We start from the raw sequence: 18,060 nt of genomic DNA on the forward strand, positions 1-18,060 counted from the left end.
CAGTGATGTCGAGCACTTTGACTGGTCGTCCCATGGTTTGCCTCTGCCTGAAAATGCACTCCTCAAAGTAGACTATAACCACTCATATAAATTCTATTTATTTTTGTTAAGGGACACTAGGGCGTGACTCGCGGTTATCCGCACTTATTATTTCCCGCGGCCTGCAATCACTAATTATTTCCCTTCCGTTTTCGTTACCTGTGCATAGTCAGGGTGTCGATGCTCCAGCTGCAGTTATTGCTGCGATGGCATCAACGCCCCACGGAATTAAATCAATAGCTTGACTTGCCGAGCCAGGTACCTGCGATAGATAGGTTCGCCAGTGGTTGTGGCGTCTGAGTCACTCCTGAAGGGTCAAGCAGCCTACACAGGGTGGATGTATGACGGACTTATTCACAATGCCGCTTTCAATGGTGCATGCGCTGCGAGAGAAAGCGGTACTTAAACCCGAGGGCAGTGCTCTGCATTTCCTGGGTGATCGGGGCGACGAAGACATAACGATCAGCTACGACGAGTTGGATCAGCGGGCACGCACCATAGCCGCTGTGATACAAACTATCGCGGAGCCGGGCGACAGGGTCATCCTGTTGTTTCCCAGTGGTGTCGATTACGTGGCGGCATTCTTCGGTTGCTTGTATGCCGGGGTGATCGCCGTGCCGGCCTATCCACCGGAGTCCACGCGACCCCAACACCTGGCGCGATTGCTGTCGATTATCGAAGACGCTCGTCCCCGCTTGTTGCTGACGGATTCGACCTTGTATGAGCCGTTGCGAGCCGCCGGCCAACCGTTTATAACGGATTTTGGTGAGACAGCACCCAAGTGGTTGTGTGTCGATACCCTAGAGAGCGCCGTTGCGGAGCAGTGGCAGGAGCTAGTCGTTAATCCTGATGATATGGCCTTCCTGCAATACACTTCCGGATCCACCGCTCAACCCAAAGGCGTACAGGTCAGCCATCACAATCTGGTGACCAATGAATGGATGATTCGTCAGAGTTTCGACATTGGTGACGACGATGTCATTGTGAGTTGGTTGCCGCTCTACCATGACATGGGCTTGATCGGCTCGCTGCTGCAATCCATTTTCAGTGGCATCCCTTGTGTGTTGATGTCGCCGGGCTATTTCCTGGCTCGGCCGGTACGCTGGTTGGAGGCGATCAGTCGTTATGGCGGCACTGTCAGCGGCGGGCCGGATTTTGCCTACCGGCTGTGCGCGGAGCGGATTCCCGATAGAGCTTTGCAAACATTGAATTTGGACTGCTGGAAAGTGGCGTTCTCCGGCGCCGAGCCGATTCGTAAGGACAGCCTGCAACTGTTCAGTGACAGGTTCATCGCCTGTGGCTTCCAGGCCGATAAGTTCTTTCCCTGCTATGGACTGGCCGAAGCCACTCTTTATGTCACCAGTGGCCAGCGGAATTTAAGCCCGACAATTCTGAGCGTGGATCGGGAAGCGTTGGCGCGCAACGAGGTGGTGCTAAACACGATGCCGGGCCCAGAAATGGGAGTGGTACGGGAAAACAGCGCGACCTTGGTCGGTTGTGGCCGTCATCAACCGGGACAGGCAATCCGTATCGTTGAGCCGGACAGTCTGGTCGAGTTGCCTGAAAGCACGGTCGGTGAGATCTGGACTGCCGGTCCGGGTATCGCCAGCGGTTATTGGCGTAATCCAGAAGCTACCGCCAAAACTTTCGTGAAGGCGGATGGTCGGGTTTGGCTGCGCACCGGCGACCTGGGTTTTCTGCACGACGGCGAATTGTTCATCACCGGGCGTCTGAAAGACATGCTGATCGTGCGTGGGCACAACCTGTACCCCCAGGATATCGAGCGCACGGTGGAAGACGAGGTAGAGGTCGTCCGCAAGGGGCGGGTGGCGGCCTATGCGGTCGAACTCAAAGGGGTGGAAGGAATAGGGATCGCGGCGGAGGTAAGCCGCAAACTACAAAAACTGGTGCCGGCCCAGTTTCTCATCGACAGCATCCGGCAGGCGGTGGCCGAGGTGTTTCAGGAGGCACCGCAACAGGTGACCCTGCTCAACCCCGGTGCGCTGCCCAAAACCTCCAGCGGCAAACTACAGCGTTCCGCCTGCCGCGCCGGTGTGGCGGACGGCAGCCTGGATGCCTATGCCCTCTACCCACAGAACCCACAGGACGCCCCCGCGGTAAAGTCTGACGATCCGGTTGCCGATGCCTCGCAGTATGGGGAGGTGATCCGGGCCACCTGGTGCGAGAGTCTGGCGGTGGAGCAACTGCCCGCCGATGCCCATTTCTTTGTCAATGGTGGTAACTCGATTCGGGCGCTGCAGATGGTCGGCCTGTTACAGGAGCGCCTGGGCGTGTCCGTGGATGTCCGGCACCTGTTTGAGGCGCCTGCACTCGATGCGTTTACGGCCAGGGTGGTCGAACAGGTGTCCGCCGGGGATACCGTTGCCCAGCGTATACCGCCGCTCCCGGACGGGCAGACCGAATGCGTGTTGTCACCGGGACAGCAGCGGTTATGGTTTCTCTGGCAACTCAATCCCCACAGCGCCGCTTACCATGTGCCGGGTGGCCTGCGTTTGCGCGGCAAGTTGGATAAAGCTGTTCTGCGGCAGGCGTTACAAACCCTGGTGGGGCGTCATGACAGTCTCCGTGCCCGCTTTGGCGAACGTGACGGCGTACCTTTTCAAACCGTGAGCGAACAACTGGACGTTCCGGTGCGAGAGATCGAGTTGACCCACTTGCCTGAGTCCGAGCGCGAGCTTATGGCAGCCAGATACCGAGACGAGGAAGCGCTGGCTCCATTCGACCTGGAAACCGGCCCCGTACTGCGGGTCACCCTGTTAAGGCTAGGTGACAACGAATACCAACTATTGGTCACCTTCCACCATATCGCCGTGGATGGCTGGTCCGCCACGATTCTGATGTCGGAGCTGGTCCGGTTGTACACCGCCTGTCAAAAAGGAAAGGCCGACGCTTTACCGGCATTACCGGTCAGTTATGGCGCCTATGCCGAGTGGCAACGGCAGTGGCTGGCTTCTTCCGACGAGGTGGAATTACAGCGGGCGTACTGGCTGGAACAGCTCGGCGGGGAGTGTTCGCCATTGCCCCTGCCGACACGGCGTATGGGTGAGCATGTCGACGACCGCCGGGACGAACCCGCGACGGCGGCGCGTTTATGTGTGAGCCTTGAAAGTTCACTGGCCGCTGGTCTTCACACCCTGGCCGAACAGCAAAGTACCACCCTCTTTACGGTGCTGCTGGCGGCGTTTCAGGCGCTGTTGTTCCGTTATACCGGCGAACACACGCTTCGCATCGGCGTCCCCAGCGCCAATCGCCACCGTCGGGAGATTCAGCAGATTGTGGGCTTTTTCGTCAACACCTTGGTATTGCAAGGTGAACTGGCGCCGCGGAAGAGCTTCACCGAGGTCTTGGCCGGTGTGAAAGCCTGCGCACTGGCTGCACAGGCAAGCCAGGATCTTCCCTTTGATCAGTTGGCCGAGGCGCTGGGGCAGACAGCTTTATTCAATGTGATGTTCAACCACCAGCAGCGGGATGCGTCGACCGCATGCGCTATGCCCGGGTTGCAGGTGGAGGAACTGCCCTGGCACAGCCGCCATGCCAAGTGCGATTTACAACTGCAATCGGAGGAGGACGAACATGGGAGCTTGCTGTTGTCCTGGGACTACGCCGAGACATTGTTTGACGCATCCGTCGTCGCTCGTATGGCGGAACATTTCCAGTGCCTGCTGCAACAGGTAGTCAGTGATCCGCAACAGGCCATCGCCGATATTGCGTTATTGAGTGTCGCTGAATGTCAACAATTGTCGTCTTGGGAAAATAGAGAAAAGGAAACAGAAAAGGCTGAAGGTGGTTTACTTGAATGGCTGGAGCAGGATGGGGTTCACAATGCCGGGCAAACGGCGTTGCAGTGGATCGGGGGTAGTATCAGTTACCGGCAGTTGCACGATGCCGCCAACCGCCTGGCCCATTGCCTGCGCAGTCGTGGTGTCGGGCCGGATGTCTGCGTGGGAGTGTTGATCGAGCGATCACCGCCCATGCTGACCGCGATCTTGGGCATTCTAAAAGCTGGCGGCGCCTATGTGCCGTTGGACGGCGATTACCCGGCTGCCCGGCTCAATGAGATGTTAACCAATGCAGGAGCAACACAATTGATCACCACCGGTGCTTTGCCGGAGGGGATGGATAGCGTTGGGAATAGTGGTGTTGAGACTATTGATCTCTTCGCACTCGACCTGAACGCTTGGCCAGCCAGCGCACCTGTAGTCCCCATTCACGATCACAATCTGGCCTATGTTATTTACACCTCCGGCTCCACCGGCCGGCCCAAGGCAGTTGGCGTCAGTCATGGCGCCTTACAGACACGCCTGGCCTGGATGCAGGCCACCTATAAACTGAAGAAAACCGATGTACTGCTGCAAAAGGCGCCACTGACCTTCGATGTGTCGGTGTGGGAATGCTTTTGGCCTCTGCTGGCTGGAGCACGGTTGGTTCTTTCGGCACCGGGTGAACAGCGTGATCCGCAACGCCTGTTGGAGTGGGTGATAGAGCAGGGCGTGACCGTACTGCATTTTGTGCCGTCACTGTTGCAGGCTTTTATCGAACAAGCCGGTGTGAAAGATTGCTGCTCGTTGCGATTGTTGTTTTCCGGTGGGGAGGTGTTGTCACCAGCCCTGCGGGACCGTGTGCTGGAAGTTCTGCCACGCGTCACCTTGCATAACCGTTATGGCCCGACAGAAACGGCGATCAATGCTACGTATTGGTGGTGTCGGGAGCAAGACGGCGAAGTCTCTCCCATAGGCCGACCACTGTCTGATACCGGTTGCCGGGTGCTGGACGGGGAGTTCACACAAGTGCCTCTTGGCGTTGCTGGGGAATTGTGTATTGGTGGAGCGGGTTTGGCGCGCGGTTATCTGGGTAGCCCGGGGCAAACGGCGCTGCAGTTTGTGCCTGATCCCTATACGGTAGACGGGGAGATCGGAGCCCGTCTGTATCGTTCAGGGGATAGTGTGCGTTGGCTCGACGATGGCAGCTTGGCATTCCTTGGGCGTCTGGACAGCCAAGTGAAACTGCGTGGTTTCCGGATTGAACCCGGCGAAATCGAAGCCCGGTTATGCCAACTGCCTGCCATTCAACAGGCGGCAGTGCGTGTACATGCCCGTACCAATGGCGATCAGCAACTGCTGGCGTATTACACCTTGGAAGCTGGCACTCTGGTGCCCGGTGCAGATACCTGTTTTGATCCAGATACCCTGCGCGCAGAACTGCGACAAGCTCTACCGGAATATATGGTACCAGCGCAGTGGATCGAACTGGAAGAAATGCCCCTGTTGCCCAGTGGCAAGTTGGATTACCAGCGCCTCCCGGAGCCTACCTGGCAGCAGCGTGAGTACATCGCGCCGGTCACACCGACAGAACAACAGCTCGCAGCCATTTGGCAGGAGGTTCTGGATCTGCCTCGCATCGGTCTGGCGGATGATTTCTTTGAACTCGGCGGACATTCCCTGCTGGCCACACAAATCGTCGCCCGTACCCGCCAGCGCTGTGATGTGGAATTACCCCTGCGCGCCCTGTTCGAAGCTAGCCAATTGAAAGATTTTGCTGATTGGGTGGAACGTGCCAGACAGGCCGGGGACATTAACCGTCAACCGCCGATTGAGGCGGTGGATCGCAGCCAGCCGGTGTCCCTGTCATTTTCCCAGCAGCGCTTGTGGTTCCTGTGGCAACTGGAACCGGACAGCCCCGCTTATAACGTGGGTGGTATGGCGCGTTTTGTCGGCGGACTGAATGTCGATGTGCTGGATGCTGCGCTACAGGCGCTGATCGAACGCCATGAAACCCTGCGTACTACCTTCCCAGAAGTTGATGGGGTGCCGGTACAGCAGGTTAACGACGTATCCAGCGTCGAATTGATCCGGCACGACCTTGGCCAGATGGACGCTGCTGAGCGGCAACCCTGGTTGATGGCGCTGGCGGAACAGGAAGCTCACCAACCTTTCGATTTGGAACGGGGGCCTTTGCTGCGCGCCCATCTGGTGACCTTCAGCGAGCAAGAGCACTACCTGGTGCTGACCTTGCACCATATCGTCACCGAGGGTTGGGCGATGGATATCTTCGCCCGTGAGTTGGCCGTGCTGTACGAAGCATTTATCGACGGCAAACCCTCGCCGCTGGAACCGCTGCCGGTGCAATACCTGGATTACAGTGTCTGGCAGCGGCGCTGGCTGGAATCCGGCGAGGGCGAACGCCAGCTCGACTACTGGCGCGGGCAGCTGGGCGATGAGCATCCGCTGCTGGAATTGCCCAGCGATCGACCCCGGCCACCGGTGCAAAGCCATCGCGGTGGACTGTATCGCTTCGACCTGCCCGACGACCTCGCCACCCGCGTCCATGCCTTTAATGCTGCCCGCGGTACCACCCTGTTTATGACGGTAACCGCGGCCCTGGCGGTGCTGCTCTACCGTTACAGCGGCCAGTCCGACCTTCGTATCGGCGTGCCGGTGGCCAACCGTATCCGCCCCGAGAGCGAGGGGCTGATCGGCGCCTTTCTCAATACCCAGGTGCTGCGCTGTCAGCTGCGCGGCGAGATGACCGTATCGGCGCTGCTGGATCAGGTGCGGCGCACGGTGATCGAGGGGCAATCCCACCAGGACCTGCCTTTCGATCAGTTGGTGGATGCCCTGCAGCCACCCCGCAGCGCCGCCTATAACCCGCTGTTTCAGGTGATGTGCAACGTGCAGCGCTGGCAGTTCCAGCAGACCCGTGAACTGGCCGGTATGACCGTCGAGTATCTGGTCAACGACGCCAGGGCGATCAAGTTTGATCTCAACCTGGAGGTGACCGACCTTGATGGTCGCCTGGGTTGCTGCTTGACCTACAGCCGCGATCTGTTTGATGAACCGCGTATCGCTGCTATGGCCGATCACTGGCAGCATCTACTGAGGGCACTGATTGCCAACCCGCATCAACCAGTTGCTTCGTTGCCGCTTTTCGATAGTGCGGAACAAGCGCGGGTGCTGGCCAGCCTGAATCCGCCACCCGCCCCGGCAGAGGGTGACACCGAGTCCGTGCAGGCTCAGCCAGCACCGGTGCACCGCTGGTTTGCCGAGCAAGCCGCTGCCGGGCCAGAAGCCATCGCCCTGATCGTTAACGGCGACACTCTCAGCTATGGTGAGCTGGATCGCCGTGCCAACCAATTAGCCCACTGGCTGCGTGACCAGGGCCTGCAACCGGAGCAGCGGGTGGGGCTGGCCCTGCCGCGTTCTTTCGATATGGTGATCGGCCTGCTGGCCATCCTCAAGGCGGGGGCGGCCTATGTGCCGTTGGACTCGGAGTATCCCCGCGCCCGCTTGCGCTACATGGTCGAAGACAGCGGCATCACCATGCTGCTGGGTTACCGCGACTTGTTCGAAAGTATTGGCGAGTTGTCCGCGGGCGTACGTCGCTGGTGCCTGGAGGACGACGGCGCCGTTCTCGCCGACTGCCCGGACACGCCGCCTGAGGATATCACCGAACCTCACCATCAGGCCTACCTGATCTATACCTCCGGCTCCACCGGCAAACCGAAGGGGGTGGTCGTCGACCACGGACCGCTGGCCATGCACTGTCGGGTGGTCATTGATACCTTTGGCATGCGTGCCGATGATTGCGAGTTGCACTTTTATTCCATCAATTTCGACGCCGCCAGCGAACGACTTCTAACGGCATTGCTATGTGGTGCCCGGGTAGTGCTGCGCGGCCAGGGGCAGTGGGCGGTGGAAGAGGTTGCGCCGTTAATCGACCGGCACGGTGTTACCATTCTCGGGCTTACTCCCAGTTACGGCAGCCAATTGGCTCAATGGGTGATTGATCGTAACCGGGCCGAAGGGTGTACGTCATCGTCAGTGCGATTGTGTATCACCGGCGGTGAGGCACTGAGCGGTGAGCATTGGCAGGTCATTCACCGGGCCTTTCAGCCGGAGCGGTTTTTCAATGCCTACGGCCCTACGGAGACGGTGGTGATGCCGCTGGCGGCGCAGGTCAGCGGGCCACCCCGGCAGGGTGCGTCCAGCGCACCAATCGGCCGGGCAGTGGGTGAACGCGTCGCCTATATTCTTGATGAAAACCTGTTGCCGGTGCCACCGGGAGCTACCGGTGAGCTGTACGTGGGCGGGGCCGGTCTGGCGCGTGGTTACCATGGTCGAATGGATCTTACTGCGGAGCGCTTTGTACCCGATCCCTTTGCGGTGGGTGGTCGTTTGTATTGCACTGGTGACCTGGCGCGTCTGACCGACGATGGCCTGGCTGAATATATGGGGCGCGGCGACGATCAGGTCAAGATTCGCGGCTTTCGTATCGAATTGGGTGAGATTGAAGCCTGCTTGCTGGGTGCGCCCGGTGTGGTGGAAGCGGCGGTACTGGCGTTAGGTGAGAGTAGTCACAAGCAACTGGTGGCTTATATCAGTGGGCAGCAAGCCTGTAGTGATCCAGAGGCACTCAGAGCGGACGTGAAAGCCTACCTCCAGCGGCAGCTGCCGGATTATATGGTGCCAGCGCAACTGATAATTCTGGATCGGCTACCACTTAACCCTAATGGCAAGCTGGATCGCCGCGCACTGCCGACACCGGATATGACTATGACCCGAGAATACGTCGCGCCGGAAAGTGACCTGCAGCGAGCGTTGGCACAAGTGTGGAGTGAGGTATTAAACGTACCGGCGGTGGGGTTGGACCACAATTTTTTTGAACTGGGCGGGGATTCAATTCTCTCCATCCAGGTGGTCAGTCGCGCCCGTCAGCGGGGGATGAACTTTAAAGCCAAGGATCTGTTCCAGTATCAGACTGTACGTTCTCTTGCCTCCGTTGTTAAAGAGAACACGGATTCATCGATAGCAGCACCCGTGGCTGATCAGGGTTTTCTGGTTGGCCCATCACCCATGACGCCAATCCAGCATTGGTTTTTCGCGCTCAATATGCCGAATCCGCAGCACTGGAATCAGGCGGTGTATCTGGACTTCAATGTGCCGGTCGAGCCGTCCTTATTGGAACAGGCGCTGCAACAGGTAATAGAACACCACGACGCGTTGCGTTTGCGGTTTACTCAGGAGGGCAAATCCTGGCAAGCCGAGTACGCAGTATCCGATGACCTCTGCGGAGGTACCCCCCGATTGCTGCAGGTGAAAAGTGTGAATGGCCTTGCCGAGCCTTCAGCAGAGTTGGAGTCCATTCAGCGCAGTCTGGATCTGCAACACGGACCACTGTTGAGGGGGGTATTATTCAACGCAGAAAACGGCGACCAGCGACTGCTGTTGGTGATCCATCATTTGGTGGTGGACGGTGTGTCCTGGCGTATCCTGGCCGATGATCTGCAGTCTGCCTATCGGCAGTTGCAAGCGGGTCAGTCGGTTCAGTTGCCTGCCAAAACCACCGCATTCCGTGACTGGGCTGCGCATTTGTACCGTTTTGCGGACAGTGACGCCGTGCCCGAAGCGCTGGCATGGTGGCAAACGGAGCTGGATTTAGCGGAAGCGCCAGATGTGGTGTCAGTCGGAGAGGGGGAGTTACTTCAGTTTGATATTAACCAATCCCAGAAGCACCCATCCAGGGAATATTACGCGTTACCCTGTGATTTCCCCTTAGGTGAAAATCTGGAATGGGAGGCTAAGACGGTAACGATTCGCTTGGGCGCTGAACAAACCCAAGCACTGTTGCAACGTGCTCCCATCGCTTATCGAACGCAAGTCAATGACCTGTTGCTGACGGCTTTGGCCCGCACGCTGTGTTGCTGGTCGGGACAGGAATCGGCCCTGATTCAATTGGAAGGCCATGGTCGGGAAACATTAGAAGAAACTCTGGATCTGACCCGAACCCTTGGTTGGCTGACCACCGCTTATCCCGTCCGGCTGATACCGGATATGGCTGACAGGGCGGCCTCCATCAAAGGCATCAAGGAACACCTGAGGGCCATCCAACTGCGGGCGCAGAGTTACGGACCGTTACGTTATCTGACTGCCGGCTGGGTGCGGGAGGCCATGGCCGTGCTGCCCGCGCCTTCGTTGGCGTTTAACTACCTGGGCCAGATCGATCAGGGCGTGGACCGTGATGGACTGTTCCACTGGGCTGGTACCCCGGAGGCCGGCAACCGCGATCCCGAGGCGCCACTGCCTAGCGATATCAGTGTCGATGGTCAGGTACAGGGTGGCGAATTGGTGTTGCGCTGGACCTACAGCGCGGCACGCTACCGCGAGGAGACTATCGCTGGGCTGGCGGAGGACTATCTCAATGAGCTGAATGCGCTTATCGATCTTTGCTTGGATGAGCATGCAGGTGGACTGACACCGTCGGATTTTCCGCTGGCACAACTCTCCCAGGCGCAACTCGATACCCTGCCGATCCCGGCGGCGCAGGTCGAGGATATCTATCCGCTGACGCCGATGCAGGAAGGGCTGCTGATTCACACACTGCTGGAACCGGGTACCGGCATCTATTACATGCAGGACCGCTACCGCATCGACAGTCCGCTCGACCCGGAACAGTTTGCCGCCGCCTGGCAGGCGGTGGTGGACCGCCACTCGGCGTTGCGCACCTCGTTCAGCTGGAATGCCGGTGAAGCTATGGTGCAGATCGTTCACAAATCCTGGCCTGCGCCGGTGGATTATTTGGACTGGCGGGATTCATCGGAAGCCGATAATGAACAACGCTTACAGGTTTTGCTGAAAACCGAGCGGGAGGCTGGCTTCGACTTGCTCAACGCACCGCCGTTTCACTTGCGGCTGATCCGCATTGATGAAGCGCGTTACTGGTTCCTGATGAGCAATCACCATATTTTGATCGACGCCTGGTGCCGCTCGCTGTTGATCGAGAACTTTTTCGCCATCTACAGTGCGTTGCTGGAAAGCCGTGATCCGGCACTGCCGCCAGCGCCTCCTTATCGCGACTATATCGCCTGGCTGAATCAACAGGATCTGGAGATCAGTCGCCAGTGGTGGCGGAAAACCTTGAGTGACTTCGATGCACCTACGCAGATTGCCAGCGACCGGCCGCTATTGCGGGAACATGCTGGTGATAGTGGTGGTATGCAGGTGGGGGATTGCTACAGTCACCTCAGTGCGGAGTCCAGTCAGCAACTGCAAACTCTGGCCCGGCAACAGCAGTTAACGGTCAATACCTTTGCCCAGGCCGCCTGGGCGCTGGTACTGCGTCGGCTCAGCGGCCAGCGCGACGTGCTGTTCGGGGTTACGGTGGCGGGGCGGCCCACGCATTTGCCAGCTTTGCAGCAAACGGTGGGCTTGTTTATCAACAGTATTCCACTGCGGGTCAGGTTCCCCGACCTCGGCGAGGACTGTGCTGTTGGTGACTGGCTGCAACAAATACTGGCTCACAATCTGGAACTGCGCGATCACGAACACCTGTCGCTGGTAGATATCCAGCATTGTAGTGAGGTTCCCAAAGGCGAACCGCTGTTTGATAGCCTGTTCGTGTTCGAGAACGCGCCAGTGGAAGTATCGGTGCTGGATCGGGCACGGCAGTTCAATGCCAGCTCCGATTCCGGGCGTACCCATACCAACTTCCCACTGACGGCAGTCTGCTACCCTGGAGATCGATTGGGGCTGCATATTTCCTACGACCAGCGTTATTTTGAGCGCGCTACCGTGGAGGCAATACTGGATGAATTCCAGCGTCTGCTGCTGGCTTTGGTTGACGGCTTCGATAGTACGTTAGGAAACATAGCGCTGATCGGTCCGCAGGAAAGGACCTTTCTGCTCAACGATTGCAATAACAGCGAACACCACTACCCGTTGGACAGTTATATTCGTCTGTTCGATGCGCAGGTCGCCATGCACCCCGACACGGTCGTGGCCAGTTATCGAGGGGAGCTATGGCGCTACGGGGAGCTGAATCGCTATGCCAATCGATTGGGCCACGCGCTGCTGGCACCCGGTTTTAAGGAGAAGGGAGCGCATCAGGGGACAGGCAAGCTGGTGGACAAACCGGTGGCGCTGCTCGCCGAACGGGGCCTGCCGCTAGTGGGCATGATGATTGGCTCCTTCAAAGCCGGGGCCGCCTATTTGCCCCTGGACCCCGTGCACCCCGTGCAACGCTTGGCCGATATGTTGGCCAGGAGCCGCTCCCCCATTTTGGTTTGTGCGCAAAATCATGTCGATCTTGGAAACGACGTGCTTGCTCTCTGCCCGGAGCATAATCGTCCAATACTGTTGATATGGGAGGATACCCAGCAGGACTCGATACCCGACCACAATTTGGGCATCTATGGCAGCGCGGACAGCCTCGCTTACGTAATTTACACCTCCGGCTCCACCGGCAAACCCAAAGGTGTGATGGTAACCCAGAGCGGTATGCTCAATAACCAGTTGAGCAAGGTGCCGTACCTGGATCTGGATGAGCGCGATGTGATTGCCCAGACCGCCTCTCAGTGTTTCGATATTTCCGTTTGGCAGTTCCTCGCAGCGCCTCTGTTTGGCGGACGCGTTGCCATTGTGCCCAGCGACATTGCCCATAACCCCACGGCGTTGATGACGCATGTGGTTGAAGAACAGATCACGGTATTGGAGAGTGTACCGTCGCTGATTCAAAGTATGCTGGAGGAGGAGCAGCGACCGCTGCCCGGTTTACGCTGGATGCTGCCGACCGGGGAGGCGATGCCGCCAACCCTGGCCAAACGGTGGCTGGAGCATTACCCGGATATCGGTTTGGTCAATGCCTACGGCCCTGCAGAGTGCTCGGATGATGTGGCTTTTTTCACGGTGACCGAGGCATCGGCCACGGGCAGCTATCTGCCGATTGGCTCCCCCACGGATAACAACCGGCTATACCTGCTCGATGAAGACGTTGCCCTGACACCGATCGGTTCAGTGGGTGAACTGTACGTGGCGGGCACTGGCGTGGGTCGGGGATATCTTGCCGATCCGGTGCGCACCGCGCGCGCTTTTGTGCCCAATCCGTTCGACGGTACTGGCGAGCGGCTGTACGGTACCGGCGATCTTGCCCGCCGCCGCGCGGATGGCCTGCTAGAGTACGTGGGGCGCGCCGACCATCAGGTGAAAATCCGCGGTTTTCGTATTGAGCTGGGTGAGATTGAATCCTGTCTGCTCGATATGGACTTAGTGCGTGAGGTTGCCGTGACGGTGCAATCCGGGCCGAACGGCAATTATCTGGTTGTCTATCTGACATCCGTCCAAACCTGGTCAGAATCACAGGAAGTGCAAGCCGAATTGATTGAAGGATGCAAATCACGGCTCGTCGCGTACCTGCCTGATTATATGGTGCCCGCTTACTGGCAGCTACTGCCACAGATGCCCCGTAATGCCAATGGCAAGTTGGATCGCAAGGCATTGCCGCCATTGGATATTGGCAAGTTGCAGGTACAAACCTATGTGGCGCCACGCGATCCACTGCAAGAGCAGCTGGCAGACATCTGGGCCGATGTGTTGAAGGTGGAGCGTGTGGGTATCCAGGATAATTTTTTCCAATTAGGAGGGCACTCATTACTCGCTACGCAAATTGCCTCACGGGTGCAGAAAACATTACACAAAGGTGTGCCACTGCGAGCCATGTTTGAATGCCATACCGTTGAAGCGCTGGCGGAGTTTATTCAAGGGCTGGAGGATGCGTCGATCACTGAGGAAAAAGCCAACCGGCTGAATAACTTGATGGAACAACTGGAGGCATAACGCAAAGAAAAAAATAGAAGGGGAATGGATGCCCTAAATTCTCTGTATTGCGCATCGTTTCCTTACCACTACACCAGTCTATTCATTCACAGGTTTTCTGTTCCGAATAGGACGCGGATTGATGTGCATGGGTAAGGAAAAGTTATGAAAAAATGTTCAGGAAACAGTTTTAGCACAGGCCGTGAAAGTGCGAGGCATAGAAATGTGTCTCATAAAAAAAGAGTTTATGTCATTGCGGCACTGTTGGCATTTTCGATAAGCGCGGCCGTTAGTGCCGCGAAAGATACACCACAGCCCGGCACCTTGTTTAAAGACTGTAACGTCTGTCCCGAAATGGTCATCCTTCCAGCTGGTAGCTACCTCATGGGAGCACCTGAGGACGAGATAGGCTATCAACCCGATGAAAGCCCCCAGCGGCAAGTGACGTTTAAAGCCCCCTTTGCGATTGGCATCTATCAAGTAACCACCGCCGAATGGGATGTCTTTATTCAGGAAACAGGCACACCCCGGCGTAGTGGTGATACCCGTCCCGGGCGTGCTTGTACCGATGGCAAGCCTTCTTATTTCTATGGCTCCAGGCAGCCCGCCGTGTGTATGACCTACCCGGATGTGGAAGCTTACGTAGCGTGGTTGGCGAAAAAAACCGGTAAACCCTATCGGCTCCCGAGTGAGGCGGAATGGGAGTACGCCGCCCGAGCGGGATCAACGGGACCCTTTCCTTTTCCCTTCGATAAAGAGGGCATTTACCAGATTAACCGGCATGCCAATACCTATGGCGATGCTGACGGTTATGAGCATACATCGCCAGTTGGCAGCTTCCCTCCGAACAAGTTTGGTGTTTTTGATATGCACGGCAATGTCTATGAGCGGGTAGCCGATTGTGTGAATGATAGTTATGAGGGTGCGCCTACGGACGGTAGTCCCTGGGTGGAAGGTAATTGTAGCAGGCGGGTGATGCGCGGAAACGACTGGATAGAACCACCGATATTTTCCCGTTCTGGCAACCGTAATAGCCGTCCCAATGAGCTGGTGGGCGACTGGTTGGGTTTCCGGGTCGCACGGGATTTATAAAAACCGTCTTTAAATGGAGAACACTGCCATGACTATCGAACAAAGTGTTGCTGAACTGCAGAGCGAGGAAGCGCTTGACTTATATCGACTGAGCTACGACTCGCCAATACTAGCGCGACAGCAGCAGCAGGAATCCAATGCCCGTAGCTACCCTCGCCGCATTCCCCTGGCGCTAACCAGAGCTCATGGCATTTATGTGGAAGACGTAGAAGGGCGAACCTTTATCGATTGTCTGGCCGGCGCCGGTGCGCTGGTGCTGGGACACAACCATCCGGCAGTGATCAGTGCAATCCGCGGGGTATTGGACAGCGGTCTGCCTCTGCTGACGCTAGACCTCACTACACCGGTAAAAGATAAGTTTGTGCAGGATTTATTTTTCCTGTTGCCTGCTTCATTTCGGTCGCAAGCGAAGATTCAATTCTGCGGTCCCAGTGGAACGGACGCGGTTGAAGCGGCCTTGAAGTTGGTGCGTACGGCCACCGGGCGCAGCACCATGCTGTCATTTCAGGGAGCCTACCACGGCATGAGCCAGGGTGCTCTGAGTCTGATGGGGAATCTGGCGCCCAAGAATCCCCAGGCAGCGATATTGAGTAACAATGTGCAGTTTCTACCCTATCCCAATGACTTCCGCTGCCCGTTTGGGTTAGGTGGTGAGGCCGGTATCAAGGCAAACCTGCACTACCTTGAAAGTCTACTAACGAATCCGGAAAGCGGCGTGCCGCTGCCGGCGGGCGTAATCATTGAAGTGATTCAGGGCGAGGGTGGTGTCATACCGGCGGATATTGGGTGGCTGCGTGGGCTGCGGCGCATTACGAAAGAGACGGGAGTCCCTTTGATTGTCGATGAAATTCAAAGCGGTTTTGCCCGCAGCGGCACCATGTTTGCGTTTGAGCAGGCAGGTATTGTTCCTGATGTGGTGGTGTTATCCAAGGCAATCGGTGGCAGTCTGCCACTGGCGGTAATAGTGTATCGCGAAGAGTTGGATCAATGGCAGCCAGGGGCTCATGCCGGCACCTTTCGGGGGAATCAAATGGCGATGGCGGCAGGGTCGGCGGTGATGGAATACCTGGCACAGGAGAATCTTGCCAGTCACGCCGCCGCTATGGGAGAACGCCTGCTAAGGCACTTACGGGAATTGCAAACGACTTGCCCGTCGTTGGGTGATGTTCGCGGGCGTGGTCTGATGGTGGGCGTAGAAATTGTTGATCCGGGTGGAAAGCCTGATGCTCAAGGACATCCGCCACCGTCGGGACAATTGGCTGCGCTGATCCAGCGGGAATGTCTGGTTCGCGGATTGATTCTGGAGCTCGGCGGACGTTTTGGCAGTGTGGTGCGTTTTCTGCCGCCACTGATCATTACCGCAGCAGAAATCGATCGGGTGGTGGAGATTTTTTCGCGGGCCGTTGCCGTTGCGTTAGATCACTAATTTTTCTTCTTCTTCTTTCGTTTATTAACTGGAAGTTGATAAGTGCATTACAGAAAGCAAACGGGGACATCTATTTAATCCGGTGCTCACTCTGGGCCACCGGATGGTTTCGAATCACGAAGCCGACTTGCAGGCCTGACGGGTCAAGTCAAAAGTCGGCGACACCGAGTCGAGATCATCCGGCAGCCCCCGAAGGGCGCGGGTTGCCGCCGTCCAGTGCGGTGTTGACGAATTTGAAAAGGACTCGTCATTTCGCTGCATTCGTCGCCTTGCCCTGAACAACGGCAACACTCGCGCAGAGCCGTGCAGGATTAAATAGATGTCCCCAAACGCATACCACATAGGAGTCTTATGATGACATCAGTATTTGATCGCGAGGATATTATCTTTCAGGTGGTTATGAACCATGAGGAACAGTATTCCATCTGGCCGGATTATAAGGAAATTCCTAAAGGTTGGCGCAAGGCGGGCAAGAGCGGTTACAAAAAGGAATGTCTGGCATACATTGAGGAAGTGTGGACGGATATGCGTCCCTTGAGCTTACGCCAGTGGATGGAAGCGCAGGAGACAGAACTGAATGAAACTTCGGAAAATTCATCAAAGAAAACGTTGAAGAAAAAATCCAAAGAAGCAGCGCCTGAATCTGCAGCTGGATGAAGCAGTCCACTATGAACTTATTTTGCCTGCCATATTCCGGTGCAAGTTCAGCGGTTTATTATCAGTGGCAACGGAAATTGCCGACATGGATAAAGGTCTGCCCGGTGGAGTTGCCGGGCAGGGGGATGCGCATGGATGAGCCACTGCAAACCAATTTTTCCGAGTTGGTGATCCAACTGGCAGACGATGTCAGTGGCCGTATCAATGGTCAACCCTATGCGGTTTTTGGGCATAGTCTGGGTGCAATTCTGGCTTTCGAGTTGGTGCGCCAGTTAGTTGTGATAGGCGCTCCGGATCCTATTACATTGATTGCGTCGGGCACCTCCGCACCAACGCAGCGACAGCGATGTATTGAAGATCTGGAGGCTCTGGAAACTGATGATAACCTCATCGCCCATTTGAAAAAACTGGGCGGCATGCCGGAGGAGGTCATCAATAATCAAGAGCTTATGGAGATGATACTGCCGGTTATTCGAGCCGATTTTGAACTTTGTAAAAATTATTCGTATGCGCCCTCCGTTAACAAATTTTCGTGTCCACTGGTAGTAATCAGTGGCAGGGACGAAGATATCACCAGCGAAGAGTTACTGGCCTGGCAGGATCAGGCGGGTGAGCGTTTCAGTATGATGAAATTCGAGGGAAAGCATTTTTTTATTCATGAAAGTCAGGCAGACGTTCTTCAGTATATCCGCAAACATATCAGAGAGTGCATGGCGGCCGCTAAATCAGGTGGGTCTCAGGTTGGATATTCTTCAGGCTTAATGTTGGGTTGATGTATATGAATAATGCTGAATTACAGGTTTTTCACCTGTTTTCCTGTCAAGATGAGCTTCCTATGGTCGTCTCTGCAGTGAATGCCAAATGTTCATTGAGGGATAGTGGTGATGAATTGCGTAACCTGGTAAGCAAGCATCTGCTGTCCACTGGTGGTTTATTATTCCGGAGATTTGACGTTGGCGGCGGTATTGAAGGGTTTCATGACTTTGCAAAAAGTTTTGGCCATTCGTTGGAGGGCCTTAGCAAAGGCTTGAATGTCGATTTCGTATTTATCAGACATGATGTGTCACTCCCTGTAGAGGGTAAACTATAGAGGTGACACAGAATTTTGAACACTACCGAACTATGAACACCCTCTCTATTTGGTAACCGCTGACAACGTTTATTTTATAAAAGCGAAATGCTCTTTTTATTTTCATAAAAATAAATACGTTTCAATAAATCCCCTTAAATTCAGCTCCGCTC

The 18,060-nt window shown here is 56.4% G+C and carries 7 protein-coding genes; 6 read left to right on the plus strand and 1 reads right to left on the minus strand.

Translation table 11 applies throughout. The annotated features are described in order from the left end of the window. Positions 1-380 precede the first annotated feature (380 nt). From WG929_RS19625 to WG929_RS19635, 3 genes are all read left to right on the plus strand, one after another. Positions 381-13,664, plus strand: a complete 13,284-nt coding sequence (locus tag WG929_RS19625; protein ID WP_416207427.1) for a non-ribosomal peptide synthase/polyketide synthase — start codon at positions 381-383, stop codon at positions 13,662-13,664. A gap of 144 nt (positions 13,665-13,808) precedes the next feature. Then, entirely contained in the window at positions 13,809-14,735 is a 927-nt protein-coding gene (locus WG929_RS19630; protein WP_494517116.1) for a formylglycine-generating enzyme family protein, read from the plus strand. Positions 14,736-14,763: 28 nt separating this feature from the next. Then, on the plus strand, positions 14,764-16,161 hold the full coding sequence (locus tag WG929_RS19635; RefSeq protein WP_416207428.1) for an aspartate aminotransferase family protein: 1,398 nt from the start codon (positions 14,764-14,766) through the stop codon (positions 16,159-16,161). A 114-nt stretch (positions 16,162-16,275) separates the two neighbouring features. Here WG929_RS19635 and WG929_RS19640 read toward each other — a convergent pair whose 3' ends face one another. After that, entirely contained in the window at positions 16,276-16,422 is a 147-nt protein-coding gene (locus WG929_RS19640; protein ID WP_369854690.1) for a hypothetical protein, read from the minus strand. A 90-nt stretch (positions 16,423-16,512) separates the two neighbouring features. On the opposite strand from WG929_RS19640, the gene WG929_RS19645 reads away from it, so the two are divergent. The 3 genes from WG929_RS19645 to WG929_RS19655 are packed head-to-tail and all read left to right on the plus strand — an operon-like array spanning position 16,513 to position 17,908. Next, positions 16,513-16,818: an MbtH family protein gene (locus WG929_RS19645; protein WP_435873328.1), complete on the plus strand. Its 306-nt coding sequence runs from the start codon at positions 16,513-16,515 to the stop codon at positions 16,816-16,818. Positions 16,819-16,829: 11 nt separating this feature from the next. Then, positions 16,830-17,591 carry a thioesterase II family protein gene (locus tag WG929_RS19650; protein ID WP_416207429.1) on the plus strand — a complete coding sequence of 254 codons (762 nt, stop codon included), beginning with the start codon at positions 16,830-16,832 and terminating at the stop codon, positions 17,589-17,591. A 5-nt stretch (positions 17,592-17,596) separates the two neighbouring features. After that, positions 17,597-17,908 carry a hypothetical protein gene (locus WG929_RS19655; RefSeq protein WP_416207430.1) on the plus strand — a complete coding sequence of 104 codons (312 nt, stop codon included), beginning with the start codon at positions 17,597-17,599 and terminating at the stop codon, positions 17,906-17,908. Positions 17,909-18,060 lie beyond the last annotated feature (152 nt).

This window comes from Oceanobacter antarcticus (assembly GCF_044962685.1).
In the GTDB taxonomy this organism is placed as follows: domain Bacteria; phylum Pseudomonadota; class Gammaproteobacteria; order Pseudomonadales; family Oceanobacteraceae; genus Oceanobacter; species Oceanobacter antarcticus.

Excerpts from the sequence above, each read along its gene's own strand:
- WG929_RS19625 (WP_416207427.1), top strand. The coding sequence starts at position 381 with ATGACGGACTTATTCACAATGCCGCTTTCAATGGTGCATGCGCTGCGA.
- WG929_RS19630 (WP_494517116.1), top strand. The coding sequence starts at position 13,809 with ATGAAAAAATGTTCAGGAAACAGTTTTAGCACAGGCCGTGAAAGTGCG.
- WG929_RS19635 (WP_416207428.1), top strand. The coding sequence starts at position 14,764 with ATGACTATCGAACAAAGTGTTGCTGAACTGCAGAGCGAGGAAGCGCTT.
- WG929_RS19640 (WP_369854690.1), bottom strand. The coding sequence starts at position 16,422 with ATGCAGCGAAATGACGAGTCCTTTTCAAATTCGTCAACACCGCACTGG.
- WG929_RS19645 (WP_435873328.1), top strand. The coding sequence starts at position 16,513 with ATGATGACATCAGTATTTGATCGCGAGGATATTATCTTTCAGGTGGTT.
- WG929_RS19650 (WP_416207429.1), top strand. The coding sequence starts at position 16,830 with ATGAACTTATTTTGCCTGCCATATTCCGGTGCAAGTTCAGCGGTTTAT.
- WG929_RS19655 (WP_416207430.1), top strand. The coding sequence starts at position 17,597 with ATGAATAATGCTGAATTACAGGTTTTTCACCTGTTTTCCTGTCAAGAT.